The following is a 13,837-nucleotide window of genomic DNA, read 5'->3' as shown; positions in this document are numbered from 1 at the left end:
AGCGCTACGATACACTGGAGATGGGAATGCTCACGCGTGCTCTCCACTAAATTCTCGTTCAACCATCCGAATTGAATATCCAGCCCGCTCGAGCCAAACAGAAGCGTGAATCAGAAGGGTAAGACTCAAAGGGTAGGAAGTGCACACGCGATCTGAGCCACGCAACCTGGACCGGTTGCTATCGTGAGCCGAAAGCCGTGCAGCTTGATGATCGCTGACACCAGGCTCAGACCCAGGCCAAACCCGAAGGTGGTTCGGCTCTTGTCCGAACGGTAGAAGCGCCGAATGACGGCTTCCCGCTCATCCTCCCGGATGCCCGGTCCCGAGTCCGAAACACGAACGATGGATTCGTTCTTGCCGGGGACCAGGGCGAGCTCCACAGCGCCACCTGCGGGTGTGAATTTCACGGCATTGTCGACCAGGTTGGCCACTGCCTCAAGAAGCAGGTCCCGGTCGCCGCGCACTGTTGCATCCCCGCTCGCCACCACGCACAGGGTAATATGCTTGTCCTCTGCGATGGGCGCGTATAGATCGCCAACTTCCCTGACAAGGTCGGGCAGCGCGACATTGTCGAATTCGTTCAAGCGTCCGCCATATTCGATCTCAGCGATCCGCAAGAGCTTGGTTATGATCGTCAACGACTGGTCAACGCCACCAATCGCCCGGTCGGTGGCCGCCTGTAACTCCTCGAGGCTCTTGGCATTGGCGCGTCCGCGTTCGAGGCCGAGGCGCACCCGGGTGAGCGGTGTACGGAGATCGTGAGCAATTTCGTTGCCAACCCCTGCCATCTCCCGCACGAGAGCTTCAATTTCATCCAGCATGCCGTTTGCGGTTTCTGCAAGCTTGTCGAACGGATGGTCTAGGCCCTGCGTGCGCAGGCGCTGTCGCAAATCGCCGGCGACGATGCGGCGGACAAGTGTATTGAATTCGGCCACGCGTTTCTGGGCTCTGACGCTCAGGACCATGCCGATCGCCAGGCCAAAGCCCAGGGCGAGGGGTAACCCCAATAGCAGTGCTCGCGCCACGACCTCCGCAAGCTGCTTCAATTCGTCGATGTTGCGGGCAACCACTAGCACGTTGCCGTCCGGCAAGCTGCGGGAAATTGCGCGAACGGTCATCTCCTCCGGGCCAATTGGATCGATCCGAATCGCCGCGACGCTCTGAACTGAAGCGTCGATCTTGAGGCCTGGCGGCAGGCTCGCGAGATTGCCCGCGATTCGATGCCCATCCTGGCGGAACAGGCCCGCAAGTCTGATGCGACGCGGATCGTGGCTCAATCGATCGTCGATTGCGTTCAACTGCCGGGCCGGAGAGTCCGCCGCAATAGCGAGGAGTTCCTCCGTAAGGGCGGCATCCGTACTCGCCAACACACAGTCGACAGCCTGCCAATAAACGAAAGCCGAGAACAACACGATGCACACCGCGAATGCACCGGCGGCCCAGCGGAATGTCGTGGTGCGGATAACGTCGAGAAGCTGAACGGTGAATGAATCAATCCCTGCGAACATCGTGTATCATCCAGGCTTTACTCGGCACGTCCACCTCGAAACGCCAATCGGGCGCGGTGATCGACTGTTGCTGCAGATAAGCCATGACTTCATCCCATTCAAAATGGAACTGCGGGCACGCCCGCTTCATTCGGGGGCGTAGTGAGCGGAGTGCGCCGTCCACTCGACAACCGCATGACCCATCAAGAATAACGGGGTGGCTGCTCTGAGCGTAATCTAGGATTGCGGGACTAATTTCACCATTAAATAGGGTTTTAGCGTCTGCCGCAGAGTCATCGTGCCAGGGCCAATCCATATTCTCGGTCCCGTATCCGACGGCAAGGATGGGCTCAATGTCTTGCCTGGATGCCGGGAAGCTAAATTCGTATTTAGTTGCACCGCAGCGAGCAACGTCTACTTGCCGCCGAACCATTGCCTTGGCGGTCCACTCAAGATCGTAACGTCAGTCGAAAGGTGTTCGAGCATGAATAGAGGGGTTTATTCTGAAGAATACGCCAACACTTAGCAGGTGGCGCGCCCGGCGTACTGACGGGTTCGAGCTGTCCACGCATCCGCGCCGCATCTCGTATGGAGCCGGGACGGTAATGCCGTGACAGTTACCTGCAGGGCTAGCGAATGTGATCGTCTACCGGTCAGATCGCACGAACGCACATGTGTTGAAAGCGTTCAATGCCACCTTGGCAAGGAGCTGCGAAAACCTATTCTAGTGACCGTTGTGTTCGTTCTGGCCGGACGTTCTGCCAGTTGTGCGCGAGGCGGGATGCATGGGCCCGGGACGCATGGCTTGATGACTCCCGCGAACCAACCGTCCTACCCTCGCTGACGCCAGATTCGCGCCTCACAGGGACCGTGGCTGGTCCACCCCATCGTCAGCCGACAGCGGCGGATGTTTCTTCGCTTCCAGACGCCAAGCGCAAACCGACCCCTGAAGAAGCCGCCATCGATCGAGCGGTGCCCCCGCATACGCGACGGCTATGGCAGTAACCCGTCTGCCATCCAGCTTGCATTCCTATGATGAACGCGAGAATGCTTCTGCTTCGATTTCCATGAAGATGCGGCCGAGTTTTCCGACGCTCGCATAAAATGGCCTGGATTCGGCGTGCTCGAGGTCCGAAAAGAACCGTCCGATCCACGGCTTGATATGGCTCTCGAAGATATCGCGTTCGGTCTCATGGGGAGCAATGATCTGGCCGCTGGCGAGCCCCGCCATGACTTCGAAAAGTACCGCGGCGTGGTCCTCAGGTTCAGAGTTTTCCTCCGTCCTCTCAATACCAATTTGCTTCAGGGCTTGACGGAGACGGGCGAGGGGCCGCCCATGGAGATAACCCGTCAGGTAATATGACGCGTAGGGGAAAAGTTGACCACGCCCAAGTCCGACGAAAAGATCGAAATATTCGCGCTCGATCTGTTCTGGTGGCGCGCCCGCGGCCGCCGCACTGAGCCCCGCATGCGCAGCGCCCAACTGGGTCGTTTCGCCGGTTAGGCGGGACAAACGTTCGATCATTTGCGTGTCGGGACTGTGTGAAAGCAATGCCGCGAGCAGCGCATATTCCTGCGCCCGTGCACGATCGATCTCATCAATCTGGCGCGCGTCTGGGATGGGCTCGGCATCGACAGCGTCTTTCGTAGGTCCGCGGGCCTGCTCGGCTTCTCTGAGCCCAGCAAGAGCTTGTTGTGCACCGGAAACAGCAGAGACATCGTTGGCTGTTAGCGGTCCAAAGCCGGGCATCGCGGTTGGATCGTTGAAATCCCATTGGTTCTCCGCAATCCCAACGAAGTCGCGAATGGCCGGATCGGTTACCCAGGTCCGGCGTAGCGCAGCTTTCGTTAGTTCGACCGGGACATTTGATCCCAGAAACAATCGGATGTCGGTATCCGCAGCAATCGATTGCAGCGGTGGCAAGCTTGCCGGGTCGAAGGGAGGGGAGGTTGGAGAGCTTGCTGCCGGTGTCGCAGTTGCTTCGTTCAAATCGCCACGCTCTGCGTCAATGGATTTGAGCTCCGATGAACGGTCCGGCGCCCCGACCTCGACGGATTCTTGCTTCATTCGCGACCAGCGCGACAAGATGCTTTCTGACCGGGTCATTTGCCGTTCTCCGTGTTTTCGCTGCGGTGGCCAGGCACCCGCGGCTCACCTCGGTCCCGCTGCCGCTTATTGAAGGGGCGCTCGACATGGTGCTCGGCGATGAAGCGCTCGATCGTCTCGATAATCGAAGCGGGCATCGGAACGGTTGCGACCAGATCATTCCCTGCATCGGTCAAAGCTTCACCCTCCGAGGGATCAGCCGTAACCATAAGGATGTTGAACGCGGGACGCGAAGAATTGGTAGGCCTCGGTCGCAGCACGACCCAAAGCGCGGGTGTCCCGGACGAGAGATTGTCCCGATAGTTCGCCGTTTCGGTCCGATGCAGTTCGATCGCAGCCTCACCCGCATAGAATGTCGTCGCGCCGCCTTCTTCACCGATCTGGGTCCAGGGTGTGGCCGAGGGCGTTCCAACCAACACATAAATCGGCCGCCAGAGGAAATCGAGCCACGGGCTCTTCGCTTTGCGGCGTTCGACCACCACACCAATCGCAATTCTCGTGAGCGCAGTTGACCTCACGCTTGATTTCCATCGCTGATCTGGTCGACCTCGGGACGACATGCGCTCTGCGGGCTGGGCGGAGATCTTCGTTTACGGGTCAAAGCCATGGAACAATCCGTCATTGGCGGCAAAGGAGTATCGTCAGCGGCGGGTTCATTCCGCCGGAACTGCTGATGATTGTCCGGATCGAGCAGCGAGACGCTCCTTGGCCAGTTGTTCTTCGAGCCAGAGGTCGTGATGCTCCTTCGCCCAGTTGAGATCGACCTCGCCGGTGGCCATCGCCTCGAAGGCGCCCTCCATACCGAGCGTGCCGATGTAGATGTGGGCGATGATAACCGCAATGAACAGCACGGCGATCACGGCATGCACGACCTGTGCGATCTGCATCCCCGCGATATCAGTCACATAGAACGGGAAAATCAGTAGACAACCGGAAATAATGACCGCAGCGCCAGCGCCAAGCGCAAACCAAAACACCAGCTTTTCGCCGGCATTGAAACGCCCCGACGGCGCATGCTTCGATTTGATGAAGCCGCCCCCCTGCTTGATCCAGTCAATGTCGGCCTTCCGCGGGAGGTTGTCCTTTATCCAGAGCGCGACAATAAGCACGAGACCGATGACGAAGGCGGCGCTGACGTAATTGTGCACGTACTTGGCAGCTTCTGACATGCTGCTAAACGCTTCAGGCCCGAATATTGGGAGCAGCACGATCTTGCCGAACGTAATGTTCAACCCGGTCAAGCCGAGGACCACGAACGACGCTGCGGTCAGCCAATGTGAGAAGCGCTCGAAGGAGCTAAACCGCAGTACCTTATGCCCACAACGTCCCTTCGAAATCCGTAGACGCCCTATGATCAGATAGGCGGCGCCCAATAGCGCGATCATGCCAAGGATCACGATCGCGCCGACCCAGTGCAATGTGATTTCATGGAAATGATCCCATTGCCGCCCAGCGGGTTGCATGAGGACTCGAGCCCTTTCGCTTGGAATATCGATCCGCCCCTCAATGCGGGGCGATTGCTGAAGCAGTTTCTGCTCGGGCACGACGCTCGCAGTTGGATTAGGCGCGCCGTCCGGGCCAAGTTGCTGTGCGAGTACCGGCATCGCCGGCATCGCAATCAGAATTGCCAACGCAAAGATGATAGAGCGAATGTGCGAAGGGGACGTCGTCATAATCATTCTCCCGTGGTTCGCCAATGCCGGTCCTGCGGCAGCGCTACCAATAGTCAATCAGACAGCGATGCCTTCGTGATAGGCGGTGGTCCAACCCCATGCGCCCGAACCGTATCCGCGCTTCATCACGCGCTCCTTGTAGATCTCGGCAATGATCGCGCCGTCACCGGCCAGCAGCGATTTGGTCGAGCACATCTCGGCGCAAATCGGCAGCTTGCCCTGGGCGAGGCGGTTGGCGCCGTATTTGGCGTATTCGGCCGGCGTCGAGTCGGCTTCCGGGCCGCCTGCACAATAGGTGCACTTGTCCATCTTGCCGCGCGATCCGAAGTTGCCGACCTTCGGATATTGCGGCGCGCCGAACGGACAGGCGTAGAAGCAGTAACCGCAGCCGATGCACAGATCCTTGGAGTGCAGCACCACGCCATCGGCGGTGGTGTAGAAGCACGACACCGGGCACACCGCAGCACACGGCGCGTCGGTGCAATGCATGCAGGCCATGGAGACCGAGCGTTCGCCGGGCTTGCCGTCATTGATGGTGACGACGCGGCGGCGGTTGATGCCCCACGGCACTTCGTGTTCGTTCTTGCAGGCCGTCACGCAGGCGTTGCACTCGATGCAACGGTCGGCATCACAAAGAAATTTGACGCGAGCCATGACCGATCTCCCTCATGCCGCTCGAATCTGACAAAGCGCTGCCTTGGGTTCCTGCATGCCGGTCGCGGGATCGTAGCCATAGGTCGTTAGCGTGTTGACACTCTCGCCAAGCACGATCGGGTCACGCCCTTTCGGATACTTGCTTCGCAGATCGGCGCCTTCGTACCAGCCGGCGAAGTGGTAGGGCATCCAGGCGACACCCTTGCCGACACGCTCGGTCACGAACGCCTTTACGCGCGTCCTGGAATTGCTCTCGGCCCCGGTGACCCAGACCCAGCCGCCGTCCTTGATGCCGCGTTCGGCGGCGTCCGCCGGATTGATCTCGACGTACATGTCCTGCTTCAATTCGGCGAGCCACTTGTTAGAGCGCGTCTCCTCGCCGCCGCCTTCATATTCGACCAGCCGGCCGGAACTGAGAATGAGCGGGAATTGCTTGACGATGACCCTGTCGACAGCGGACTTTTGGACGGTGAAACCGATATTGGGTACGCGAAACTGTCGGGCATCCGGAAGGGTCGGATATTTGCCGACGAGATCGGGCCGCGAGGTGTAAATGACTTCGCGATGCACCGGGATCGGATCCGGCAGGTTCCAGGCAACCATCCGCGCCTTGCCATTGCCATAGGGGATGCAACCATGCTCGATGGCCACGCGCTGGATACCCCCGGAAAGATCCAGCGACCATGAAACAGTATCGGGATTGCCCTCGTTCACCTTCCGGATGATTTCCATCTCCGAGGCGGTGAGGTCCTTGTCCCAGCCGAGCCGCTTGAGGACACCGAGCGTGAATTCAGGATAGCCATCCTTGATTTCCGAGCCGACCGAGTAGGACCCTTCGGAGAGCAGATTATCGTGCTCTTCCTTTTCAACCTCCTGCCCATTCTCCATGACCTTGCGCTTGACGACGCGCTCAACGCCGAAACGGGCGCGGAAGGTCCCGCCACCTTCCTTGACTGGCAGATTGGTGTTGTAGAGTATCGATGATCCGGGGTGCCTGAATTCTGGCGTTCCCCAGCATGGCCACGGCAGCCCGTAATAGTCGCCGCCGACGTCGGGATCGTCTTTAGGTGCCCGCAAGGTGACCAGATCGAATTTTGCCTGATTCTTCATGTGCGCCTTGAGGCGCTCGGGCGACTGGCCGCAGTATCCGGTCGACCACCCGCCACGATTGATCTCGCGCAGAATGTCCTCGGCCGATACCGCACCGTTCTCCACCTTGATGTTCTTGAACATCTTGTCGGCGAAACCGAATTTGCGGGCCAGCATGTACATCGTGTCGTAGTCGTTCTTGGATTCGAAGACGGGGTCCACGATTTTCTCGCCCCACTGCAGAGAGCGGTTCGATGCGGTGCGCGAGCCATCCATCTCGAAACTCGTGCAGGCCGGCAGAAGATAGATGCCATCCTTGCGATCCGAGAGCACCGACCATGCAGTGGGATAGGGATCGCAGACGACCAGCAACTCGAGTTTCTCGATCCCTCGCTTGGCTTCAGGCATGCGGGTGATGGTATTGACGCCATGCCCCATGATGAACATAGCCTGCACCGTATACGGCTGGCTGACCTGATCCCTCGGCAGCAACGTGGCATCAAACCAGCGTGTGCTGGGGATGCCGGGGCTTTCCATCAGAGTCTTGTCAGCGAAGCGCGAGCGCATCCAGTCGATGTCGACCTCCCACACCCGGCACCAATGCTGCCACGCCTCTTCGGAAAGACCGTAATAGAGAGGCAGCGTCGTCACATCGAGGCCGAGATCGGTGGCACCTTGCACATTGGTGTGGCCGCGGAAAATATTGGCTCCTCCGCCGGCATGGCCCACATTGCCGGTGGCGAGCAGCAGGATGCAACTCGCCCGGACATTTGCAGTACCCGTGGAGAATTGCGTCTGTCCCATCGCCCAGATGAGTGTTGCAGGCTTCTCGTGGGAGAAAACTTTGGCGATATGCTTGACTTGGGCTTCAGGCAACCCAGTGACACGCTCAACCTCGTCAGGCGTCCATTTCGCGACTTCCTTGCGTATGTCCTCGATCCCGTACACTCGCTGCTGGATGAATTGCTTGTCCTCCCAGCCGTTCTCGAAGATGTGCCAGAGCATTCCATAGATGGTGGGGATGTGAACTCCGGGCCGCACTCGGACATATTCGGTCGCATGCGCCGCAGTTCGAGTCATCCGGGGGTCGACGACGATGAAATTCGCGCGGTTGAGTTCCTTGCCCTCAAGAATGTGCTGCAACGAAACCGGATGCGCCTCGGCCGGGTTACCGCCCATCAGCAGAATGGTCTTGGAGTTGCGAATGTCGTTGTAGCTGTTGGTCATCGCACCGTAGCCCCAGGTATTGGCGACTCCGGTTACGGTTGTGGAGTGACAGATGCGCGCCTGGTGATCGGAATTGTTCGTTCCCCAGAACGCGGCGAGCTTGCGGTTGAGGTAGGCCGCTTCGTTGGTGAACTTGGCCGAACCAAGCCAATAGACCGAATCCGGCCCCGATTTCTGCCGGATTTCCAGAAGCTTGTCGCCGATCTCATCGATGGCCTGATCCCAGGAGAGCCGTTTCCATTGGCCGTCCACCAGCTTTTGCGGGTAGCGCAAGCGGCGGTCGCTGAGCACGTCGTCGCGGACTGCCGCGCCTTTGCAGCAATGTGAGCCGCGATTGATCGGGCTGTCATAGTCCGGCTCCTGGCCGATCCAGACGCCGTTCGCGACTTCGGCGATGACCGAGCAACCCACCGAGCAATGGGTACAGAAATTCTTTCGGGTTGTGACGGTTGCGCCGGGGGGCGGCGGGGGACCGGCCTCCGCTTGCCGTATGCTGGCAAGTGGTAGGCTGCCCAGCGCAGCCAGGCTTCCAGCGGCGAGACCTGAGCGGCGCAGGAACGAGCGACGACTAAGGTTGTCACCCGATTGGTCGGCCAACTCTGAGGCAACTTTGCCTCGGCGCGATTGACGCTCTGAGCGCTTGATCAGCATGGGAAAATCCCCTCAACGCTTCGGATAGCGGTTGACCCGATAGAAGGTTTGAACTTCGGCCGCGTTCGCCTGGAAGCGAGCCCTGCGTTTCCCGTCCCTGGTTTCGGTGTCAGCGGCTGCGGTGCCGCTCTCCAGAGCACCGGTGGCCGTGGCGATAAAGCCGAGCATCCCGGTGCGCAGTAGCTGACGTCGCCCGATTGTTGCTTTGAGCCGCTCTGCCATCCAAACTCTCCGGTCATCAGCCGCTATGTCGGCACACGTTTGGTAGCGGCACGCATTTAGTGAGGGGATGCGTCAAGCAAGGCAACACGCCTCTACCCGAGCAAGATGCTCTCCCCCGCACGGGAATTCGATTAAAAAAGGATTTATGGTGACCATCGCCGGATAGGCGCGCCATGGCGATTCTAGGCGCGCGACGCGTGAGAGATCCACGAAAGCCCAACGGGACGGCGGTAGGCCGGCACGAACGCTGCAGTTCAAAGCGCACCTACAAAGACCTCGATCGGAAGCGGGTGATCAATCACATAGCTGCCGAAATTCGGATTATGATCGTCCGGCTGGGCACGTTGGTCTGCTCCCGTCGCGCACGCCAACAGCGTATAGCGGCCCGGTTGTGCCGGAGTGATCCAATCGTACTTCCAGCGGCGCCATGCGTGCCGGTTTATCGGGTCGAGGAACTCGCCTTGAACCCATGACGCGCCGCCATCATCGCTGATCCAAATCTCGGTGACATCGGTGTCTCCCGCCCAGGCGGCACCGAAAACGGTGTAGGGACGATTGGGTTCGAGCGTCTCGTACACACGGGGGCGTGCGATCTGAGACTTCAGTTTCATCTCCGCGAGTGGCCGGCGAACCGGTACTCCAGCGGAATCGTCCCAATAGCCATAATCGGACGTCTGCCAGTAGCCCTGGAACGGCTGTGTAGTCGCCACAATGTTGGTCAGCCATTTTACCGACGCCATGCCGTAATGTCCCGGCACTATGGCGCGTAATGGATAGCCATGATCAGGCGTCAGATCCCGCCCGTTCATCTGGTAGGCGATCAGCACATCGGACTCCATCGCCCGCGCCCTTGGGATGCTGCGGGCATATGAGATCGGGCCCGGCGGCTTTGGCTCTTCCTTGGGTATGCCGCGATCGGCGCCTTCAAGCACTAGTTCGCAAACATCGTCCGCTAATCCGGCGCGTTCTAAAAGCACGGAGAGCGGAACACCAGTCCATTCTGCATTGCCGACCGCACCGAGTTCCCATTGTGCGCCCGGCACCGGCGGCACCAGGAAAACCCGGCTATTGCCTGCGCATTCCAGCGTGGCGATACATGTCCGCGATGGCATGGCGCGGATATCCGCGTAGCTCAGTCTTAGCTCTCTGCGCACCGCACCGCCTACCGACAGTCGATAGGTGACAGGATCCAGCTCCGGCGTGGGGAAATGGCTGCGTATGTAGAACAACTCGGTCGGCGTGATGAAATCGCCAAGCTGATCGAACGGCATTTCGAGATTGTTCGGGCCTTTTTGCCGAATGATCAGGCCAACGGGGTGCACGGCTGTACCGGACCAATTGTCGTTTCTCATATCCACGGCGTTCTCCTTTGGATTGCGCGTCGTAAACGTCAAAGCTTCGCGAGATAGATGCAGAAAATAACCACGGCGACGGTCACGGCCGCGGAAAGTAGCGATTCCGCCCGGGTCCGCGGGATGTGTATGACCTCATCGCGATCGATTGCGCGGCGCGTGCGCTCAAACCCGGCGCCGCTTCGTGCGATAATGGCGATTCCTGTCACCACCAACGCCAGTCCGGCATAGCGCGCCGCGGCCGCGACTAACGGCTCGCCGCCTTCGACCGAAAGATGGGGTGAGCTCCCGCCGCCCGCCACCGCAACGAGGAGGTTCAGCTTGACGAGAAAGAATCCAAATGCGGTCACGGCCAAGCCGGTCCGTATCCAGGCAAGAAAGGTTCGCTCGTTCGCCGCGTGGTCGGTGTAGTTCGCGATCATTGCATCTCTCGTCTCTTTACAATCATGAGGCGCGGCGCCAGCCAAATCCATTAAAAAGGGATTTATTCTTCTCGGCGCTTCAAATCCCGTTTTATGTCAAAGCAAACCGGCACGCGGAAGTCAGCAAGATTATCAGGGCCTACCAAGCCTCCGAAGACGTCGGTGCGATCGTCGAATATTTGTCACCTCAGCACTAGCTGGGCTCCGCGTGAGCTCATGCGAGCGGCCTGGCGGCTTCTATCGCGTGCTTGAAGAAGAATTTAATGGGACGAATGAGATCGTCTCTTATCTACGTGAAGAGGGGCTTCTACACGAAGGACACAACCATGAAACTTCCCGCAATCGCACTAGCCTCTGCGCTCGCGCTTTCAGGTACGGCCGCCCTTGCGAACACAGTTCATCACAAGTCGGTCCCGAGGACCGACCGCGTTGCTGTCGGCGCGGTCCATCTGCATCCGAACTACGGCAATCCGAACGGCAATCCCGACGGTCCGACGACGTTGAGCGGCACCGGCGACTCGCAGTTCGGCGGCTCGTCGCCCGGCACCAGCGGGCACTATTAAGAAAAGTCACCGCATTGCATGACTACCCAAGCAGCCTTCCTGGGAAGGTGACCATCTTACAAAGGCGAAACTGCTTCGGCAGTTTCGCCGCGGTCATTCCGGTAATTCGCGGCCGAGCAGGACACACGCTATCGCACGGATAGTTGGCTAGATCCGGAAATAGACGACCAAGGCATCACACAGCGCGGCGCACTGCTCACCAAAAATGCAATGGGTCAAGTAAACAGCGAGGCTGGCTAGCCGCCAGCCGCGATCGTCTGCATACGCTGCTCGATCGGCTGCTGATCTCTTCCGAGCGGAAGATCGAGCTCCTGCCATACCGCAATCAGGGCGTCAGCCAACCGTGCGATCAGCCGGGCGTCATGTGCCGGGGTGGGGGTAATCCGCAATCGCTCGGTGCCGCGGGGAACCGTCGGATAATTGATCGGCTGGATGTAGATGCCGTGCCGGTCAAGGAGGAGGTCGCTCGCCTGCTTGCACAGGTCGGGATCCCCGACCATGACCGGAATGATGTGCGTCTCCGCCGCTAGCACCGGCAGGCCGGCTTTCCGTAGTGCCGCCTTGGTTGCTGCCACCGCGGCGCGCTGGCCCGCACGCTCTGCACCCGATGCCTTGAGATGGGCGATCGAAGCTGTCGCGGCCGCAGCTACTGCGGGAGGCAAGGCCGTCGTGAAGATAAATCCAGGAGCATGGGATCGGACGGCGTCCACTACATCGCTCGTGCCGGCGATATAGCCGCCCAGCGCGCCGAAGGCCTTGGCAAGCGTTCCCTCTATGACGTCGATGCGCTCCATCACTCCGTCCCGTTCGGCGATGCCGGCGCCGCGTGGCCCGTACATGCCAACAGCGTGCACCTCGTCGAGATAGGTCATCGCGTTATAGCGTTCCGCTAGTTCGCAGATCGCTTCGAGTGGAGCGACGTCGCCATCCATCGAATAGACGCTCTCGAACACGATCAGCTTCGGGCGGCCGGGCGCTGCGCGCGACAGTAACTCCTCCAGGTGCTGAGTATCGTTATGGCGCCAGATCTGCTTGGCACTGCCGGCGGCACGCACGCCTTCGACGATCGAATTATGGTTGAGTGCATCGGACAGGATCAGGCAATCGGGAAGGAGCCTGGCAATTGTCGCGATACCCGTATGGTTGGACACGTAGCCCGATGTGAAGACGAGCGCCGCCTGCTTGCCATGCAGGTCCGCGAGCTCGGCCTCCAGCTCCACCAGCGCCCGATTGGTGCCCGAGATGTTGCGCGTGCCGCCTGCGCCTGCACCCATCGTGCGCGCGGCGGAACACATCGCTTCGATCACCTCGGGGTGTTGGCCCATCCCGAGATAATCGTTCGAGCACCAGACAACGACGTCCCGTTTCCCGCTCGGGCTGTTCCAAAGGGCGTGGGGGAACTGTCCCACTTTGCGCTCCAGGTCGGCGAAGACGCGATAACGGCGCTCACGTTTCAGAGCAGCAATGGCAAATTGAAAACTCCCGTTGTAGTCGAACATTCCTGAGATTTCCTTGTTGGTAGGTCGTTTGCTAGGTTGCGTGCGGCGAGCGAATGGGACTCATTCGGCGGGCGTCGCGGCGGCGCTGCCCGGCGCGGGCGCTGCCATTCGCTCCTGGGCGAGCCGGGCGAGGGCCGTGTGCAGAATGGCAGCGATGATGGCGCCAACGATCGGGGCTGTCAGGTACAACCAGGCGTCGCTGAAATTGCCTGTCGCGACCATCGGGCCAACCGCTCGCGCCGGATTGAACGCGGCACCGGTGAGGGCCCCACCCATGATGATGTTGAGGGTCAGCGTCATCCCGATCGCAAGCGGCGCGAGATTGCCGGCGCGACCCGCAACTGCCGTGCTGAGTACGACTGTCACCAGGAAAAACGCGAGCACCGCCTCGATCATGAAGCCGGCCGCGGGCGTGATCGTGAGCGACGTGGCGCCGAGAGCGAGATTGTGCGCGAGTGCAGGCGTGCCAAGGCCGGTCGCGGCGCCTCCCAGTATGGCCGACAGGAAGAGTGCGCCTGCGATGCCGCCAATGAGTTGGCTGGCGATGTAGCCGATCGCCTCGCCGAAACCCATCGCGCCGGCGGCGAACACGCCGACGGTAACTGCGGGATTCATGTGCCCGCCCGAAATGGAACCGTAAGCGAAAGCGAAGACCATGATGGTCAGGCCATGGGCGACGGCAATCGCGGCGATACCGGGCAGGCCGACACCGTCGCCGACCACGGCCGCGGCGCCGGCGCCAATGAATACGAATGCGAAGGTGCCGATGAACTCTGCAAGGAGTTTTGGTGCGATCCGGTTGGACATCGTTCTCTCCAGAGATGAGATTGACGGCTCGACGCGATCACGTTTCGCCGGGGAACATTACGTTGGGTGAGGAAGGCCGACGGC

Annotated in this window: 12 protein-coding genes; 1 reads left to right on the top strand and 11 read right to left on the bottom strand. The window is 60.1% G+C overall.

The window, feature by feature from the left end; all coding sequences use genetic code 11:
- Positions 1-125 precede the first annotated feature (125 nt).
- The 9 genes from KIP88_RS20150 to KIP88_RS20105 form a co-directional block, all read right to left on the bottom strand.
- The gene (locus KIP88_RS20150) at positions 126-1,508 is read right to left on the bottom strand and encodes a HAMP domain-containing sensor histidine kinase (RefSeq protein ID WP_214489692.1); all 1,383 of its coding nucleotides are present in this window, start codon (positions 1,506-1,508) and stop codon (positions 126-128) included.
- A 1,009-nt stretch (positions 1,509-2,517) separates the two neighbouring features.
- Positions 2,518-3,594 carry a DUF3306 domain-containing protein gene (locus KIP88_RS48215; RefSeq protein WP_308163602.1) on the bottom strand — a complete coding sequence of 359 codons (1,077 nt, stop codon included), beginning with the start codon at positions 3,592-3,594 and terminating at the stop codon, positions 2,518-2,520.
- Positions 3,591-4,112, bottom strand: a complete 522-nt coding sequence (locus KIP88_RS20135; protein ID WP_308163600.1) for a DUF3305 domain-containing protein — start codon at positions 4,110-4,112, stop codon at positions 3,591-3,593. Before KIP88_RS20135 ends, KIP88_RS48215 begins: the two co-directional genes overlap by 4 nt.
- A 135-nt stretch (positions 4,113-4,247) precedes the next feature.
- On the bottom strand, positions 4,248-5,267 hold the full coding sequence (locus KIP88_RS20130) for a formate dehydrogenase subunit gamma (protein WP_214489690.1): 1,020 nt from the start codon (positions 5,265-5,267) through the stop codon (positions 4,248-4,250).
- Positions 5,268-5,324: 57 nt separating this feature from the next.
- Positions 5,325-5,921, bottom strand: a complete 597-nt coding sequence (fdh3B, locus tag KIP88_RS20125) for a formate dehydrogenase FDH3 subunit beta (RefSeq protein ID WP_214489689.1) — start codon at positions 5,919-5,921, stop codon at positions 5,325-5,327.
- Positions 5,922-5,933: 12 nt separating this feature from the next.
- The gene (locus KIP88_RS20120; RefSeq protein WP_214489688.1) at positions 5,934-8,888 is read right to left on the bottom strand and encodes a formate dehydrogenase subunit alpha; all 2,955 of its coding nucleotides are present in this window, start codon (positions 8,886-8,888) and stop codon (positions 5,934-5,936) included.
- A gap of 12 nt (positions 8,889-8,900) precedes the next feature.
- Positions 8,901-9,110 (bottom strand): formate dehydrogenase, encoded by a 210-nt coding sequence (locus KIP88_RS20115; protein ID WP_214489687.1) that lies wholly within the window; start codon positions 9,108-9,110, stop codon positions 8,901-8,903.
- Between the two features lie 254 nt (positions 9,111-9,364).
- Positions 9,365-10,462 carry a sulfite oxidase gene (locus KIP88_RS20110; RefSeq protein WP_249790903.1) on the bottom strand — a complete coding sequence of 366 codons (1,098 nt, stop codon included), beginning with the start codon at positions 10,460-10,462 and terminating at the stop codon, positions 9,365-9,367.
- A gap of 38 nt (positions 10,463-10,500) precedes the next feature.
- Positions 10,501-10,884 (bottom strand): YidH family protein, encoded by a 384-nt coding sequence (locus tag KIP88_RS20105; RefSeq protein ID WP_214489685.1) that lies wholly within the window; start codon positions 10,882-10,884, stop codon positions 10,501-10,503.
- A gap of 326 nt (positions 10,885-11,210) precedes the next feature.
- Between KIP88_RS20105 and KIP88_RS20100 the strand changes: the two genes are divergently transcribed.
- Entirely contained in the window at positions 11,211-11,447 is a 237-nt protein-coding gene (locus tag KIP88_RS20100; RefSeq protein ID WP_214489684.1) for a hypothetical protein, read from the top strand.
- 236 nt (positions 11,448-11,683) lie between these two features.
- Here KIP88_RS20100 and hemA read toward each other — a convergent pair whose 3' ends face one another.
- Both hemA and KIP88_RS20090 read right to left on the bottom strand, forming a co-directional pair.
- Positions 11,684-12,946, bottom strand: a complete 1,263-nt coding sequence (gene hemA, locus KIP88_RS20095; protein WP_214489683.1) for a 5-aminolevulinate synthase — start codon at positions 12,944-12,946, stop codon at positions 11,684-11,686.
- Positions 12,947-13,006: 60 nt separating this feature from the next.
- Positions 13,007-13,753: an MIP/aquaporin family protein gene (locus KIP88_RS20090; RefSeq protein WP_214489682.1), complete on the bottom strand. Its 747-nt coding sequence runs from the start codon at positions 13,751-13,753 to the stop codon at positions 13,007-13,009.
- Positions 13,754-13,837 lie beyond the last annotated feature (84 nt).

Source organism: Bradyrhizobium sp. SRL28, from assembly GCF_018596315.1.
In the GTDB taxonomy this organism is placed as follows: Bacteria; Pseudomonadota; Alphaproteobacteria; order Rhizobiales; family Xanthobacteraceae; genus Bradyrhizobium.
Note: the sequence above shows the minus strand (reverse complement) of the source record. Positions and strands in the feature narration are given on the sequence as shown.